General features: G+C 61.2%; 12 protein-coding genes and 2 riboswitches. Of the genes, 5 read left to right on the forward strand and 7 right to left on the reverse strand.

What is annotated here, in order from left to right; genetic code table 11:
* Positions 1-60: 60 nt before the first annotated feature.
* Positions 61-1,287, forward strand: coding sequence for an NADH:flavin oxidoreductase/NADH oxidase family protein (locus tag QFX16_RS16125; RefSeq protein ID WP_283180473.1), 1,227 nt, complete (start codon positions 61-63; stop codon positions 1,285-1,287).
* A gap of 136 nt (positions 1,288-1,423) precedes the next feature.
* On the opposite strand, the gene QFX16_RS16130 is transcribed toward QFX16_RS16125, so the two are convergent.
* The 5 genes from QFX16_RS16130 to cobW all read right to left on the reverse strand — a co-directional run bounded on the left by QFX16_RS16130 (position 1,424) and on the right by cobW (position 9,665).
* The gene (locus QFX16_RS16130) at positions 1,424-3,070 is read right to left on the reverse strand and encodes a phospholipase D-like domain-containing protein (RefSeq protein ID WP_283180474.1); all 1,647 of its coding nucleotides are present in this window, start codon (positions 3,068-3,070) and stop codon (positions 1,424-1,426) included.
* Positions 3,071-3,095: 25 nt separating this feature from the next.
* The gene (locus tag QFX16_RS16135) at positions 3,096-3,752 is read right to left on the reverse strand and encodes a vWA domain-containing protein (RefSeq protein WP_283184578.1); all 657 of its coding nucleotides are present in this window, start codon (positions 3,750-3,752) and stop codon (positions 3,096-3,098) included.
* A 2-nt stretch (positions 3,753-3,754) separates the two neighbouring features.
* The gene (locus tag QFX16_RS16140; protein WP_283180475.1) at positions 3,755-4,753 is read right to left on the reverse strand and encodes a magnesium chelatase ATPase subunit I; all 999 of its coding nucleotides are present in this window, start codon (positions 4,751-4,753) and stop codon (positions 3,755-3,757) included.
* 73 nt (positions 4,754-4,826) lie between these two features.
* A complete protein-coding gene (gene cobN, locus QFX16_RS16145; RefSeq protein ID WP_283180476.1) occupies positions 4,827-8,600 on the reverse strand; it encodes a cobaltochelatase subunit CobN in 3,774 nt (1,257 codons plus the stop codon).
* Positions 8,601-8,603: 3 nt separating this feature from the next.
* Positions 8,604-9,665, reverse strand: a complete 1,062-nt coding sequence (cobW, locus tag QFX16_RS16150) for a cobalamin biosynthesis protein CobW (protein WP_283180477.1) — start codon at positions 9,663-9,665, stop codon at positions 8,604-8,606.
* Positions 9,666-9,765: 100 nt separating this feature from the next.
* Positions 9,766-9,980: riboswitch (cobalamin riboswitch) on the reverse strand.
* Between the two features lie 97 nt (positions 9,981-10,077).
* Positions 10,078-10,306: riboswitch (cobalamin riboswitch) on the forward strand.
* Between the two features lie 121 nt (positions 10,307-10,427).
* On the opposite strand from cobW, the gene QFX16_RS16155 reads away from it, so the two are divergent.
* The 4 genes from QFX16_RS16155 to cobM all read left to right on the forward strand — a co-directional run bounded on the left by QFX16_RS16155 (position 10,428) and on the right by cobM (position 12,590).
* Positions 10,428-10,631 carry a CbtB domain-containing protein gene (locus QFX16_RS16155; RefSeq protein ID WP_095129617.1) on the forward strand — a complete coding sequence of 68 codons (204 nt, stop codon included), beginning with the start codon at positions 10,428-10,430 and terminating at the stop codon, positions 10,629-10,631.
* An 11-nt stretch (positions 10,632-10,642) separates the two neighbouring features.
* A complete protein-coding gene (locus QFX16_RS16160) occupies positions 10,643-11,350 on the forward strand; it encodes a CbtA family protein (protein WP_283180478.1) in 708 nt (235 codons plus the stop codon).
* Positions 11,347-11,760, forward strand: coding sequence for a cobalamin biosynthesis protein (locus QFX16_RS16165; protein WP_283180479.1), 414 nt, complete (start codon positions 11,347-11,349; stop codon positions 11,758-11,760). The genes QFX16_RS16160 and QFX16_RS16165 overlap by 4 nt, the downstream gene beginning before the upstream one ends.
* An 83-nt stretch (positions 11,761-11,843) precedes the next feature.
* Positions 11,844-12,590: a precorrin-4 C(11)-methyltransferase gene (cobM, locus tag QFX16_RS16170; protein ID WP_283180480.1), complete on the forward strand. Its 747-nt coding sequence runs from the start codon at positions 11,844-11,846 to the stop codon at positions 12,588-12,590.
* 53 nt (positions 12,591-12,643) lie between these two features.
* Here the strand turns inward: cobM and nfuA are convergent, their stop codons facing one another.
* The gene (nfuA, locus tag QFX16_RS16175) at positions 12,644-13,228 is read right to left on the reverse strand and encodes a Fe-S biogenesis protein NfuA (RefSeq protein WP_008150988.1); all 585 of its coding nucleotides are present in this window, start codon (positions 13,226-13,228) and stop codon (positions 12,644-12,646) included.
* A gap of 198 nt (positions 13,229-13,426) precedes the next feature.
* On the reverse strand, positions 13,427-15,721 hold the full coding sequence (locus QFX16_RS16180) for a fatty acid cis/trans isomerase (protein WP_283180481.1): 2,295 nt from the start codon (positions 15,719-15,721) through the stop codon (positions 13,427-13,429).
* Between the last annotated feature and the right edge of the window lie 58 nt (positions 15,722-15,779).

A 15,779-nucleotide genomic window follows, 5' to 3' on the forward strand; every position in this document is an offset into this window, starting at 1 on the left:
GCTTGACATTAAAGTTAACTTTAAGTTTAGCCTCTACTCATCACTGATGAGGAGTCAAGCATGTCGCCCTTCCAAGCGTTGAATTTGCCCAACGGCCAGACCATCGGCAACCGCATCGCCAAAGCCGCGATGGAAGAGAACCTCGCTGACAGCGGGCAGGCATCGGCAGAGGCCTTGTTCCGCTTGTATCAGGCGTGGGCCGAAGGCGAAGCCGGATTGTTGCTGACTGGCAACGTGATGATCGACCGCCGCGCCATGACCGGCCCCGGCGGTGTGGTGCTTGAAGATGAGCGGCACCTTGAACGCTTTCGCCAGTGGGCAACTATTGGCCGGGCCGGTGGCGCGCAGTTCTGGATGCAGCTCAATCATCCCGGCCGTCAGACCATGGCCAACCTCGGCCAGCAAGCGTTGGCGCCTTCGGCGGTGGCGCTGGACCTGGGCCCGTTCTCGAAGATGTTTGCCGAACCCAAACCCATGAGCGAGCGCGACATCGAAGACGTCATCCAACGTTTCGCCACCAGCGCTGCCCTGGCGGAAAAGGCCGGTTTCACCGGGGTGCAGATTCATGCCGCGCACGGTTATCTGATCAGCCAATTCCTCTCGCCCTTGACCAACCGCCGAACTGACCGCTGGGGTGGTTCTCTGGAAAATCGCGCGCGCTTGTTGTTGGCAGTAGTCAGCGCCGTGCGCAAGTCTGTGTCGCCGCAGTTTTGCGTGGCGGTGAAGCTCAACTCGGCGGATTTCCAGCGCGGCGGTTTCGATGCCGACGATGCCCGCCAAGTCATCCAGTGGCTCAACGATCAATCGATCGATCTGCTGGAACTCTCCGGCGGCAGCTACGAAGCCCCGGCCATGCAAGGCGAGGCCCGGGATGGCCGGACCCTGGCGCGTGAAGCGTACTTTCTGGAGATGGCCGGGGAATTGGCCCGTGTGGCGAACATGCCGGTGATGGTGACAGGCGGAATTCGACGCCTGGCGATCGTCGAACAGGTGCTCGACAGCGGCGTCGCCATGGCCGGGATCGGCACAGCACTGGCGATTGAACCTCAACTGGTCAAACGCTGGCGCGAAGGTCAGAACAGTCATCCGCAACTGCCGCCAATTCGCTGGAAGCGCAAACCCCTGGCGGCACTGGCAAGCATGGCCGTCGTGAAGTTCCAGCTCAATCGCCTGAGCCGTGGGCGCAAGACCCGTCCCGATGTTTCGGCGCTATGGGCGTTGATCCTCGACCGCGTGTACATCGCCCGGCGTACTCGTCAGTACCGGCAGGCGATGGGAATGAAGTAATCCAGTAGTCGAAGATCCAATGTGGGAGCGAGCCTGCTCGCGAAGGCGGAGTGTCAGACAACATCATTGTTGACTGGAAGGCGGCCTTCGCGAGCAGGCTCGCTCCCACATTGGGGCGTCTGCCCCGCGAGTGTGTTTACCGTCCGGAAAAACGCAATCTGGATAGCTGACGCAAATCTCCATCGAGGTAATAGTCATCGGTCCAGCTGTCATCCGCTGCCAACGGATGGACCTGCTTGAGCGCGAGTTTTTTGGCGAAGTAGCGAAAGCGGTAATGCTCGTAGAACCGCAGCAGTTCCAGACCATAACGGTCTGCCAGATCGGTATCACCGCGAATGATCAGGTAGTTTTCGTCATTGCCATTGCTGGCTACGGCACTGAGGTTATGGCTGCCGCTGATGATTGTCGGTGCATCGCTGGTGAAGTCCGTCACCACGGCTTTGGTGTGCACCAACAGGTTGCCCTTCTGGCCTTTCATGTTCTCTCGGAGCCAGCCTTCCAGCCCGGTGTTGAGCAGCGCGGTGGCGGCGAATTCGGCGGTGCGGTCGGCGTGGAAACCGGTGATACGGCTGGTGGTGTTTTGCAGGCCGTAACGCAGAATGTCGTCGTTGGGCAGGCCGAGCAAGGCGTTCAGGATGTCGTCGGGCAAGGCGAACGCGGTGACGAACAGCACGTCCTTTTTCGCCGCGTTGATGATCTCGACGAACGCTTGCAGATCCCCTCTGCCCGAGCGCGGAGAGAAACCGGCGAACATCGGCTGCAGCGAATCCATCGGATTGTTTTGGGTGATCCAGTTTCGGGTGGCACCGACATCCGCCGGGTTAGCCCAGACCTGCTCGAAGGTGTGCAGATAGCTGACGCTGACGCGTGTGTCGTCCAGCACATGCACCACGTTGGCCTGGCGGTAAACGCCGTTGGGCGTGAAATTGGTGCTGCCGCAAAGCACCGCTTCGGGTTGACGCTGCCCCGCCGTGTCGAGCCGGCTCAGCACCATGAATTTGTTATGGAAGATGTTGTGGGTGACCCGCCCACGCTTGTTCTCTGCCGGGATTTTTTCCAGGCTGGCCTCGTTCATGGCGGTGTCCTCATCGCCCGGTTGGGCGTGATAGAGCACGCGAACGTTTACCCCACGCTCGAACGCGGCATTGACCGCATCGACAATCGCCTGCAATTCATACTCGTAGATGGCAATGTCCAGCGCCCACTGGCCATCCACCGCACGCTCGATAAACCCCAGCAAACGCCCGAGCAAACCGTTTTCCAGCCATTGCCGCGGGGCATCCGGCCAGGCTTCGATGGGCAGGTTCTTGTTGGCGCTGATCAGCGCGTCGAGCTCGGGAAACTTGCGCTGGAACGCCTGGCTGGCGGCCACTGCGCGATTGAAGATCACGCTTTGGTTATTCGGCTGACCATTGTCGGAGGTGACCGTCACTTCCAGGAATTCACCCAGTTGCGGTGCATCAACGCTGCCGTAGGCCAGGTGGATTCGGTAATGAATCGTCATCCCCGGATTGACCGCGTAATCGGCCCAGCGAAATTTCTGTAATGGCGCGATATCGCTGGGGGTGGTGTGAAACTGGGGAAACGTATGCACCTTGCCGGGGAAGGTCAGTCTGTTGAACAGGAACAGCCAAGGCTTGGGGCCTTGCTGTTTTTCGATGGCGAAACCCAAGAGGCCTTTGCGGCGGGGTTCGGCCAGGTCCATGGCCAACAGCACGCCATTGGTGCCGGCGTAGGCCTTGACGCGGAAATCATCCTGATCGTTGACGGCTAGAACGCGCATGACTCACTCCTGTGATTTTTTCGGCTCACTCCATATCATCGATATGTCGATATTCGGCCTGCAACTCGGTAGCGATCACCTTAGCCCGTCCAAGCCGAATCGGCCCGCGTTCGATGTCGATCAGTAACCCCGGACAATCAAGCGCCGGCAACATCGACCAGTCCTTCAATCGGCCATCGGTCACCAGCAACATACGCTGATGTTCCGCCGGAAAACGCTTCTGCCTGACCGCCAGCCAGCGCCCCGCCTCACCCAGCGCTGCCAGCAACGGCGTACCACCGCCCGCTCCCAGCCCATCTAACCAATTGCGTAACCCGGCGGAGGCTTTCAACCCTTGCACTTGCCATTTCGGCACATGACCACTGGCCGTGAGCAACGCCAGGCGCGCACGCTGGCGATAGGCATCGTCGAACAGTTGCGCGAGCAAGCCCTTGGCATCGCTCAACGCCTGATGGCGACGAGTCGAAGCCGAGGCGTCGACGATCACCAACCACAGTTCGTGGGGCGAACGGGTGCGCAGGTGAAACAAGACATCGGCGCGTTGACGCGGGCGGCCATTTAACAAGGTGCCGGGCCAATTGATCGAGCCGCTGCGCGCCGCGTGACGTTTACCCTGTTTGCCATTGTCCAGTCGTCCGGCGCGGGGTCTGGCATTCGCCCCCGCATCAGATCGAGGGCGAATGCCTAGGGCTTTTTTGGCCAGCTCGGCACGTCACGCCGTGCGCCGACCGGGAGCGCCTGAGCGGGCATTTCACCCCATTGGCCCTCGCCTTCGCTCGGGTTCGAATGTTGCGTAGAGGGAGGCTGACTTTGTTGCGGTGCCGGTGGCGATGGCTCGCGGCGGCGATGGCGTAAGGCAAACTCGGCGACGGCGTCGATGTCTTCCTCGGCGATGGTGCTCGCCCCACGCCACGCCGCGTGGGCACGCGCCGCGCGCAACCAGACCAGGTCGGCCCGCAAGCCATCGACACCGGCGGCAAAGCAGCGCTCGGTAATCTGCGCCAGCGCATGATCGTCGAGCGGGATGCTCGCCAGTGCGCTGCGCGCCTTCTGGCAACGCTCGCGCAGAGACTGCTGCTGGCTTTCCCATTCGGCGCAGAAGCGCTGGGGATCGCTGTCGAAATCCAGCCGTCGCCGGATAATCTGGCCGCGCTCGGTCGGTGCTGTGTGGCCACTGAGGGCGACGTTCAGTCCAAAGCGGTCGAGCAATTGCGGACGCAGCTCACCCTCTTCCGGGTTCATGGTGCCGATCAGCACGAACTTCGCCGAATGCCGATGGGAAATGCCGTCGCGTTCGATCAGGTTGGTGCCGCTGGCGGCCACATCCAGCAGCAGGTCCACCAGGTGATCGGGCAGCAGGTTGACTTCATCGACGTAGAGCACGCCGCCGTCAGCCTTGGCCAGCACACCGGGGGAAAACTGTGCGCGACCCTCGCTCAGGGCGGCGTCCAGGTCGAGGGTGCCGACCAGCCGTTCTTCGGTGGCGCCCAACGGTAATGTCACGAATTGGCCGCTGGCGAGCAAGTCCGCCAGGCCACGTGCCAGCGTTGACTTGGCCATGCCGCGGGGGCCTTCGATCAGCACGCCGCCGATTTTCGGGTCGATGGCGGTCAGATAGAGGGCGAGTTTGAGATCGTCGGCGCCGACCACGGCGGAGAGGGGAAAATGGGGGGTCTCGGTCATTTTTAAATCTCGGTCATGGTCGGTAGTTACATCAGTGCAATTCACAGGCAAACCTCATACCTGTGGGAGCGCACTAACTGTCTTCTTCTATATCGAGCAACAAATTTTCCAATGCGTCTCGGTACTCACCCGGCTCCTTCCACATCCCCCGCTGCTGCGCCTCAAGCATCCGCTCAGTCATGTCGCGCAACGCATGCGGATTATGCTCACGGACAAAATCCCGGGTCGCCGGATCCAGCAAATACGCATCCGCCAGCAACGCATACTGGTGATCGTCGATCAGCTGCGTTGTAGCGTCGAAAGCGAACAGGTTATCAACCGTCGCCGCCAGTTCAAACGCGCCTTTATAGCCGTGGCGCTTCACGCCGTCGATCCACTTCGGATTGGCTGCCCGTGAGCGAATCACCCGGTTCAGCTCTTCCTTCAACGTGCGGATCTTCGGCAAGTCCGGCTGACTGTGATCGCCATGGTAACTGGCCGCGGCTTCACCACTGAGGCTTTCCACCGCCGCGAGCATGCCGCCCTGGAACTGGTAATAGTCGTTGGAATCGAGCAAGTCGTGTTCACGGTTGTCCTGGTTTTGCAGCACAGCCTGAACCTGGCTCAGGCGCTGAGCGAACTGCTCTCGCGCTGCGGTGCCTTCGTCAGAGCCGCCGTAAGCGTAGCCACCCCAGTTCAGATAGACCTCGGCCAGGTCTTCGCGGCTTTGCCACAGACGACCGTCGATGGCGCCCTGCACGCCCGCGCCGTAAGCACCGGGTTTGGCGCCAAAGATGCGCCAACCGGCCTGACGCTTGGCCGCCTCTTCATCCAGCCCCGATTGCACCAACGCTTCGCGCTCGGCACGCACCTTGGCAGCCAAGGGGTTGAGGTCGTCCGGCTCGTCGAGGGCGGCGACCGCTTGCACGGCGGCGTCGAACAGGCGGATCAGATTGGCAAAGGCATCGCGGAAGAATCCGGAGACGCGCAAGGTCACGTCCACCCGCGGACGGTCCAGCAGACTCAGCGGCAGAATCTCGAAGTCGTCGACTCGCTGACTGCCCGTGGCCCAGACCGGGCGCACGCCCATCAGCGCCATGGCCTGGGCGATGTCGTCGCCGCCGGTGCGCATGGTCGCGGTGCCCCACACCGACAGGCCAAGCTGACGCAGGTGATCGCCGTGGTCTTGCAGGTGTCGTTCAAGAATCAGGTTGGCCGACTGGAAACCGATACGCCATGCGGTGGTGGTCGGCAGGTTACGCACGTCCACCGAGTAGAAGTTGCGACCGGTCGGTAGCACGTCGAGTCGACCGCGACTCGGCGCACCGCTGGGGCCGGCCGGCACGAAGCGGCCGCTGAGGGCGTCGAGCAGACCGCGCATTTCCGCCGGGCCGCAGGCGTCCAGTCGTGGAGCGACGACTTCACGCAGGCTATCGATGATGGCTTTCACCTCTGACCATCCTGGCGCGTTCAGCTGCTCAACCTCAGTAACCAAGGCTTGCTCGATCAGGTGCGTGGCGAACAGTTCCAGACGTTCGCGGGTATCACCTGCCGTGCGCCAGGCTTCATCGGTGAGGGTTTGCAGTTCAATCGGACGCGGCCCGATCCAAGGCTCAGCAAGCGCACAATCCAGCGGATCGAAGCCCAACGTGAACGCCTTGGCCAAGGCTCGCAGCAGACTCGATTGCGCCCCACGTCCATCTCCACGCGGAATACGCAACAACGCCAGCAAGGTGTCGATGCGCAAGCGCCCGGTCGGCGACTCGCCAAACACATGCAGGCCGTCGCGGATCTGTGACTCTTTCAAGTCGCACAAATACGTGTCCAGACGCGGCAACCAGATCGCCGCATCGGCATCACTGTCGAGTTTTTTGTCCAGTTGCAGTTCGCGGTCGATGTGTGTATCGCGCACCAGTTGCAGGATGTCGCACTGCAACTCCCGGGCACGGCGCGGATCGAGCAATTGCGCTTCGTAATACTCGTCGGCGAGTAATTCGAGGTTGCGCAACGGGCCGTAAGTTTCGGCGCGGGTCAGCGGCGGCATCAGGTGATCGATGATCACCGCCTGCGTACGGCGCTTGGCCTGGGCGCCCTCGCCCGGATCGTTGACGATGAACGGATAGATGTTCGGCAACGGCCCGAGCAGCGCATCCGGCCAGCAATTCTCAGAAAGCCCGACGCCCTTGCCCGGCAACCATTCGAGGTTGCCGTGCTTGCCGACATGGATCACACCGTGGGCGCCGTAGGTGTTACGCAACCAGAAATAGAACGCCAAGTAACCGTGAGGCGGCACCAGGTCGGGGTCGTGATACACCGCGCTCGGGTATACCTGATAACCCCGCGCCGGTTGAATGCCGACGAAGGTCAGGCCAAAGCGCAGCCCGGCGATCATCATTCGCCCGCCACGGCACATCGGATCGCTTTGCGGCGTACCCCAACGTTCCAGCACGGCCTGGCGGTTGGCCTCGGGCAAGGCGTTGAACATCAGGTTGTAGTCGTCCATCGACAGGCTTTGATGACACGGACGTTGGTCGAGGGTGTCGAGGTCGTTGCTGACGCCACCGAGCAACTGCTGGATCAACGCGGTGCCGCTATCAGGCAATTCGGCCGGCAGCGGATAACCTTCTTTATGCAGCGCACGCAGGATGTTCAGCGCCGCCGCCGGGGTGTCGAGGCCCACGCCATTGCCGATGCGACCGTCGCGGGTCGGGTAGTTGGCGAGGATCAGCGCGATGCGTTTTTCAGCGTTGGGCACCCGCGCCAGATCAATCCAGCGCCGCGCCAGTTCGGCGACAAAATCCATGCGCTCCGGTTGTGGCCGATAGCAGACCACATCGGATTGACTGCGCTCGCTGCGCCAGGCCAGGTCTTTGAAGCTGATCGGTCGGCTGATGATCCGCCCGTCCAGTTCCGGCAGCGCGATGTGCATCGCCAGATCACGCGGACCGAGGCCTTGTTCGCTGGCGCGCCAACCGGGTTCGTTGTCCTGGGCACAGATCGCCTGGATCACTGGAATGTTGCGACGAAACGGTCGCAAGTGCGGCGCTTCGGGGCTGGATTGAGCGAAACCGGTGGTGTTGAGAATCACGCCGGCTTCGACTTCGTCCAACAGGTCCTCGACCACCGTCAGGCAGCCGGGTTCTTTCAAACTGGCCACGGCAATCGGCAAAGGGTTTAACCCTGCCGCCTGCAAACGCTGGCAGAAAATATCGATGAAGCCGGTGTTGGCCGCCTGCAAGTGCGAGCGGTAAAACAGCACCGCCGCAACCGGTTGACCGGCCTGCCATTCGGCTTGCAAATCCTTCAGCTCCGCGGGGCTTTTTTTCGGGTGGTAAATCGCCGTGCGTGGCAGGGTTTGTGGCTCGGCCCAGGCGTAGTCGCGGCCCAGCCAACGATTGGCGAGGCAGCGGAAGAAATCCAGGGCATTGCTCATGCCGCCCTGACGCAGAAACTGCCAGAGTCGATCGCGGTCGCAGGCAGCCACCGTGCTCAGCTCGCTGAGTTCGGGGTCCGGGCGGTCATCGCCGGGCACCAGAATCAGTTGCACGCCGCGCTCCGACAGTTGCACCAGTTGCTCGACGCCGTAACGCCAATAGGCGATGCCGCCGTGCAGCGAAATCAGAATCACCTTGGCATGGCGCAGCACTTCGTCGACATACAAGTCGACCGACGCGTGGTTCTGCACCTGCATCGGGTTAGCCAGGCGCACGCTCGGGTAATCGTCGGGCAACTGCTGTGCGGCTTCGGCGAGCAGCGCGAGGCTGGAGTCGCCGCTGCACAGGATCACCAGCTCGGCGGGGGTTTGCCCAAGGTCGGCAATGTTGTCATCCGACACGAAACCGCCGGGCTGGGTCCTGAGCAGGTGCATGGCTTAAACGCTGAGCGCAGCGCGCAATTGCGCTTCAAGCAGAGTGGCGTCCAGCTCCTGACCGATCAAAACCAAACGCGTGGTGCGCGCTTCATCGGTGCCCCACTGACGGTCGAAATGCTTGTCGAAACGTGTGCCCACGCCCTGGATCAGCAGGCGCATCGGTTTGTTCGGGATCGCCGCAAAACCTTTGACGCGCAGAATGCCGTGCTGGACCACCAATTGGGTCAGCGCATCCAGCAGCAGGCTTTCGTCGGCTTGAGGCAGTTCAATGGAGATGGAGTCGAAGGCATCGTGGTCGTGATCGTCTTCACCTTCGTGGTGGTGATCGTGATGGCTGTGACGGCTGTCGATGTGTTCTTCAGAACCGGCACCGAGGCCGATCAGCACGTCCAGTGGCACGCGACCGCTGCTGGCTTCGATGACTTTCACCGCGGGCGGCAGTTCTTCAGCGACTTCCAGGCGCACACGGGCCAGGTCTTCAGGGCTGATCAGGTCGGCCTTGTTGAGGATCACCAGGTCGGCGCTGGCCAGTTGGTCGGCGAACAGCTCGTGCAGCGGCGATTCGTGGTCCAGGTTCGGATCGAGTTTGCGCTGGGCATCGACCTGGTCCGGGAAAGCCGCGAAGGTGCCGGCGGCGACCGCAGGACTGTCGACCACGGTGATCACCGCATCAACGGTGCAGGCGCTGCGGATTTCAGGCCACTGGAAGGCTTGCACCAGCGGTTTTGGCAGGGCCAGACCCGAGGTTTCGATGAGGATGTGGTCGAGGTCGCCGCGACGGGCGACCAATTCGCGCATCACCGGGAAGAACTCTTCCTGAACGGTGCAGCACAGGCAGCCGTTGGCCAGTTCGTAGACGCGGCCGTTGGCTTCTTCTTCAGTGCAACCGATGGAGCACTGCTTGAGGATTTCGCCGTCGATGCCCAGCTCGCCGAACTCGTTGACGATCACCGCAATGCGACGGCCCTGAGCGTTGTCGAGCATGTGCCGCAGCAAGGTGGTTTTGCCCGAGCCGAGGAAGCCGGTAACGATGGTGACGGGGAGTTTGGCCAGTGTTTTCATCGGATGCCCTTTGGCAAGGTGGCGGGCATACGGGACGACAATCGCTGCGACGGATGCGCGCGCGGAAGAGTTCGCCACCGGATCACCCCGCCCGGTTGTAGTGAGAATCTGTGTCGAGGCAGGTCTCCTGGCTGACGGTGTGCCGGGCTTGTGGGCCTGGCATTCACTGCGCCTTCCCGCGAACCCGTTGCACAGGGTTTGCAGTGGCGTGGCAGCGAACATTACCGTTCACAGTTGCGGGGGCAGCCGCGGCATCGACCGCGTTCCCTTCTTAGCTTCGGCAGACGCCGAAGAACCTCGAAAGCGCAAGGCTACGCATCGTGTGGGGGCGGGTCAATCACTGAGCATGCCGCCCGCGATCAACTCAAACGAGAACCCTTGCCAATTGACGCCCAACCCCCGCCCATGCTCTCCTACACGCCTTGTTACGGGTGCCCTTCATAGGGTGAAACGGGAAACCGGTGAATCATGTGCTTTACTCTAAAGTCATGTCAGTCCGGTGCTGCCCCCGCAACGGTAAGCGAGCGAAGCGTCAGATCCACTGTGCCAGCAGTTCGGCATGGGAAGGTGATGCTTGCAGGTCAAGGCGAAAGCCAGTGCCCCTCGTGAGCCCGGAGACCGGCCCGCAACACAAAGTGACCATTACGCTCACTGAATAACAAACCCGCGGTGGGCGGGCGCTGTTTGAACCTCTGCGTGCCTGACTCGCAGGGGTCTTCCATGCGCTCTATATCACCCGCTGACAGACCAGAGGGAAGCGCTATGTCGATCATCAGCAGCACCGGCAGCAACACCGATAAGAGCACCGCCAGCACCACCAATACCCTGACTCAACGCCTGACCGTCGCCCTGTGCGCGTCGATCCTGGGTGCTAGCCTTGTGTATTTCGCCGGTTTCTCGCACATCGAAGCGGTGCACAACGCCGCTCACGATACCCGCCACAGCTCTGCATTCCCGTGCCATTGAGACCTGCAGACATGATCAAGCGTATTGCGCAAACCGCAGGATTCACCGGGCTGCTGGCCGCCCTGTTGCTGACCCTGCTGCAAAGCTTCTGGGTGGCTCCACTGATTCTGCAGGCCGAGGCTTACGAAAAATCCGAGCCCGCCGCTGTTGAAGTTCACGAACACGCCGCAGGTGCTGTCGCCGCTCACACCCACGATGCTGAAGCCTGGGAACCGGAAGACGGCTGGCAGCGCGTGCTGTCCACTACAGGTGGCAACCTCGTGGTCGCTGTCGGTTTCGCCCTGATGCTCGCCGGTCTCTACACCTTGCGCGCACCGACCAAAACCTCCCAAGGCCTGCTTTGGGGTTTGGCCGGTTACGCGACGTTCGTGCTGGCACCGACCCTCGGTCTGCCGCCTGAGCTGCCGGGCACTGCCGCGGCTGATTTGGCGCAGCGGCAGATCTGGTGGATCGGCACGGCCGCCTCCACCGCGGTCGGCATCGCATTGATCGTGTTCAGCCGTCACTGGCTGATGAAAGTGCTCGGCGTGGCAATCCTGGCCGTTCCTCACGTGATCGGCGCACCACAACCGGAAGTCCACTCGATGCTGGCTCCGCAAGCCCTGGAAGCTCAGTTCAAAATCGCTTCGCAGGTGACCAACGTGGCATTTTGGCTGGCCCTGGGCCTGATCAGTGCCTGGTTGTTCCGCCGCAAAAGCGATGGTCAATACCACGCATGACTGAGATCAGCACAGCGCCGACGTTAGTGGTCGGCCTGGGCTGCCAGCGCGGCTGCCCTGTCAGCACGCTGCGGGCGCTTCTCGATCAGGCGTTACAGGCTCATAAAATCGAACTTCACCAGATCAAGGCCCTAGCCAGCATCGACCTGAAGCGCGAAGAGCCTGGCTTGATCGAACTGGCCAAACAGCTTGAGTTACCGTTGATGTACTTCAGCAGCGAACAATTGGCCGGTTATCAACCGCAACTCAGCCACCGCTCGGACATCGCGTTCGAACGCACCGGCTGCTACGGCGTCGCGGAAAGTGCCGCCCTGGCCCTGGCCGAACACCTGGCCCAGGCACCGGCAAAATTGCTGATTTCACGACAAAAATATGCCCAGGCCACCTTGGCATTGGCCGGCGCTGCATAAAATCCCCGATAATCCCCGTCTTTGATCATGAGCAATCTTCATCTGAAGTCTTGCCCAGCCCCTTTTTCTCACAGGAACCGACGATGACCGTCTACTTCATTGGCGCAGGTCCCGGAGACCCGGAACTGATCACCGTCAAAGGCCAACGGCTTATTCGCAGCTGCCCGGTGATCATCTATGCCGGCTCCCTGGTGCCCGCCGCCGTGCTGGAAGGCCATCGCGCCGAACAGGTGGTCAACAGCGCCGAATTGCACCTGGAACAAATCATCGAGCTGATCAAATCCGCCCATGCCAATGGCCAGGACGTGGCCAGGGTGCACTCTGGCGACCCGAGTCTTTATGGTGCGATTGGCGAGCAGATCCGCTACCTGCGCGAACTCGACATCCCGTTTGAAATCATTCCCGGCGTCACGGCCACGGCGGCCTGCGCGGCACTGTTGGGCGCGGAACTAACGTTACCGGACGTGTCGCAAAGCGTGATCCTGACCCGCTATGCCGACAAGACCGCGATGCCCGCCGGCGAAGAGCTCGGCAGCCTGGCGCAGCACAGGGCGACCATGGCGATCCATCTGGGGGTCAATCATCTGGAGAAAATCCTGGCCGAATTGCTGCCGCATTACGGCGCGGATTGCCCGATCGCGGTGATTCACCGGGCGACCTGGCCGGATCAGGATTGGGTGGTGGGGACGCTTGAAGACATTGCCGCGAAGGTTGAAGCCAAGGGGTTTCGGCGCACGGCGTTGATTTTGGTGGGCCGGGTTTTGGGCAGTGATCACTTCAGTGAGTCGTCGTTGTACCGCGCGGGGCATGCGCATTTGTATCGCCCATAAAAAAACGGCGTTCACGGGGCGCCGTTTTTTTATGTCTGCAGCGAACACCTTACTTAGTAGTAGGCGTTTTCTTTCTGCGTGTGGTCGGTGACGTCACGAACACCCTTGAGCTCGGGAATGCGTTCGAGCAAGGTGCGCTCGATGCCTTCGCGCAAGGTAACGTCTGCCTGGCCGCAGCCCTGGCAACCGCCGCCGAACTTCAGCACGGCGATGCCGTCTTCGACCACATCGATCAGGCTGACCTGACCGCCGTGGCTGGCCAGCCCCGGGTTGATCTCGGTTTGCAGGTAATAATTGATACGCTCATTGACCGGACTGTCGGCGCTGACCATCGGTACTTTGGCGTTTGGCGCCTTGATGGTGAGCTGGCCGCCCATACGGTCTGTGGCGTAGTCGACTACCGCATCGTCCAGGAAAGCTTCGCTGAACGAGTCGATGTAAGCGGTGAAGCTTTTGAGCCCCAGCGCCGTGTCTTCGGGTTTTTCTTCGCCCGGCTTGCAATAAGCAATACAGGTTTCGGCGTACTGGGTGCCAGGCTGGGTGATAAAGACGCGGATGCCGATGCCTGGGGTGTTCTGCTTGGAGAGCAGATCAGCCAGATAATCGTGGGCGGCGTCGGTAATGGTAATAGCGGTCATGGAAACTCCTCGCAGGCTTGGGCGCAGTTTACGCCAATCATCGCGCCGTACAAAGTCCTAGTATTTTTGTCGGGAAAGAAACGGAGATCCCCTGTAGGAGTGAGCCTGCTCGCGATGGCGTCAGTGCAGCAAAATCGATGCTGACTGTAAGGATGCTATCGCGAGCAGGCTCACTCCTACAGGAGGAAGCGGTCGGACTCAAAGATTCTCGTACCGGTTCATGTCCAGCACGCCCTCTTCCACCGGTTCGGTCTCATGGACGTACCGGCTCAGGTCATGGAAGTAGAACCAGAACTGCGGATGGCTGCGGCGAATCCCCCAGCGCTCGACGATTTTTTCAAACCGATTGGCGTCCTTGGCGTTTTCCATCTCGTCCACGAACTCAGGCACTTGCTCGGCTGGAATGTTGAACATGAAGTTCGGATAGCTGCTGAGCACGCCCGGATAAATAGTCAATGTGTCGAGCCCTGGCTGATACCGCAGGGATTCACCGAGCAGGAACGCCACGTTACTGTGCGCCCGGTTACGCAGCAGGCTGTAAACCTCACGCTTTCCGCCCGCGGTTTCGATGCGCAGCAGGATCGCTTCCGGCAACTGATCGATAACCTTCAGTCCGGCCGCCGGACGCGAAGTCAGGCGACTCAACGCCTGTTCGGCGCTCTGCAAGGCCGGATCTATGTTCGGCCGCGAGCAATAAGCACCGTCACAACGGTTGATCGGATCCGGCTTGGCGTTGAGGTCGCCGTAACGGGCCAGCAACTGCAGGGCGAAGTCGCGTTTCGGGTCCTTTTCGTCCAGTACCAGTGCCGTCGGTTTGTCGTTGTCGATGGCCTCGTAGTCCAGCCACATCTTGAATTTGCCGCCGCTCTGATACCAGTCGTCGAGGTAGTCGTCCCGCGAGTCGGCTGGCATCAGGCGAAGGAAGTTCTGCTCGGCGCCGTTGCGGATCAGGTCGAAGTACAGGCGCGTTTGCGCCTGATGGGAGACGTTGCCGAACACGTCGAAGTTGACCGCCAACTGATAATAGGTGCGCTCCAGCAGCGGGAAGTCGAACAACCACATCGTTTGCGGCACGTCACCGATCAGGCCTTTGTTCACTGAGGCACTGTCAAAATGCCGGAAGATCGTCAGCAAGGCGTTATCGTTACCGGCCCATAAGGTCGACCAGCTCGGCGCCGGCGCATCGGCGTAACTGTCACGGCGCAACGCCTCGTACTCGTTACGCTTGTCGCGGTAGTCATGCCACAGGCTCAGGACGCTGCCGACATCGTCGTTCTGCCCCGGCATCGCCAACAACGGCGTGGCCTGGCCGCGATAGTTCGGATCGATGATGTAGAGGTCGTGCTCAGGCGCCTGGAACAGTGCCCAGAAGTTATCGCGGATCACGTCGGTGGCGATCTGGCCGCGGCACACCGGGCCGCGAATAAACGTACGGACGAAGTATTCGGCGTTATCGAGCATGAACTGATAACGCGCCTGGGCCGGGATCGCCTCGAACGTGGTGAACGGATTGGCCCGACGTTCCGGCCCGTAGCCCGGCAAGGCGTTGACCTGCCAGCTGCCGTTATAGAAGAGGCTTTTGATCCTAGCCATCTTCGCCGCGCTCAGCGGGTAAGTGATGTGGGTCTTCTGCACAATCACGCCTTGCACCGGCCACAATCGGTAATACACCTGAGTGCCCGGATCGTCATTCGGGCGGCGTGTGTTGATCAGATCGATCGGCTGGCCGGTCGGCGTGCGCGAACGTACCCACTGAAAAAAATGCCCCGGCTCACCGTCCTTGAAATAAAGGTGAGCGAGAAACCAATGCTCGAACAACCAGCGCCCCACCAGGCTTTGCCGTGCGCCCGGTGCGTTGAGCAGGTTTTCCCACTGCACCACCTGCAACGCCTCTTTGGCGCTCGGTACAAGACCTTGCTCGTCAATCGGCGCGCCGGACGCGAGCCAGCGCTGGAGCGTCTGGTATTGCTGGTCGGTCAGGCCGGTGACCGCCAGCGGCATGCCCTCTTTGGGATGTGATTTGGCGTAGCCGTCAAACTCGGCCGGCAGGGCGCACATGTTGTCCCGGTTCAGTCCAAGGACGATGTCCTCCGGCAACCTGGCGTTGGGTTGCAAGGGGGTTTTGTGGCCCTGCTCAAGCATCCGCGCCATCAACGCGGCCTGACTGCCCTGAGCATCGAGCACCGAATAGAAGTCCTTTTGCTGCCAGGCGCCTTTACCGAAGGCGTCATAAAACAGCCGGGTCGGCGCGGCAGCCTGGCGGCGCTCGCCGTCGTAGACCGGGATCTTGGTCGCGCCACGGGCAGCCCCTTCGCCACTGCCCAGGTTGAGCTGACAGGCGGAGTCATAGCAGGCATGGCAGGCCACACACTTTTCGGTGAAGATCGGTTGAATGTCGCGACTGTAGGTAATGGCAGAGGAAATGGCCGGATCCTGCGCGGCGGCGCCCCAGCTTAAAAACAGCAAAACCATGCTGATGACGCGATAAGACATATCCCTGGTCCTGATCTTGAAAAACGCCGCGATTCTACCGGTCTGACCCCCGTACCAA

The sequence above is a fragment of the Pseudomonas svalbardensis genome, assembly GCF_030053115.1.
Classification (GTDB): Bacteria; Pseudomonadota; Gammaproteobacteria; order Pseudomonadales; family Pseudomonadaceae; genus Aquipseudomonas; species Aquipseudomonas svalbardensis.

Bases quoted from the DNA above. Each gene is read 5' to 3' on its own strand.
- QFX16_RS16165 (WP_283180479.1), top strand. From the start codon at position 11,347: ATGACTGAGATCAGCACAGCGCCGACGTTAGTGGTCGGCCTGGGCTGC.
- cobN (WP_283180476.1), bottom strand. From the start codon at position 8,600: ATGCACCTGCTCAGGACCCAGCCCGGCGGTTTCGTGTCGGATGACAAC.
- QFX16_RS16180 (WP_283180481.1), bottom strand. From the start codon at position 15,721: ATGTCTTATCGCGTCATCAGCATGGTTTTGCTGTTTTTAAGCTGGGGC.
- QFX16_RS16160 (WP_283180478.1), top strand. From the start codon at position 10,643: ATGATCAAGCGTATTGCGCAAACCGCAGGATTCACCGGGCTGCTGGCC.
- QFX16_RS16140 (WP_283180475.1), bottom strand. From the start codon at position 4,753: ATGACCGAGACCCCCCATTTTCCCCTCTCCGCCGTGGTCGGCGCCGAC.
- cobM (WP_283180480.1), top strand. From the start codon at position 11,844: ATGACCGTCTACTTCATTGGCGCAGGTCCCGGAGACCCGGAACTGATC.
- QFX16_RS16155 (WP_095129617.1), top strand. From the start codon at position 10,428: ATGTCGATCATCAGCAGCACCGGCAGCAACACCGATAAGAGCACCGCC.
- cobW (WP_283180477.1), bottom strand. From the start codon at position 9,665: ATGAAAACACTGGCCAAACTCCCCGTCACCATCGTTACCGGCTTCCTC.
- QFX16_RS16125 (WP_283180473.1), top strand. From the start codon at position 61: ATGTCGCCCTTCCAAGCGTTGAATTTGCCCAACGGCCAGACCATCGGC.
- nfuA (WP_008150988.1), bottom strand. From the start codon at position 13,228: ATGACCGCTATTACCATTACCGACGCCGCCCACGATTATCTGGCTGAT.
- QFX16_RS16130 (WP_283180474.1), bottom strand. From the start codon at position 3,070: ATGCGCGTTCTAGCCGTCAACGATCAGGATGATTTCCGCGTCAAGGCC.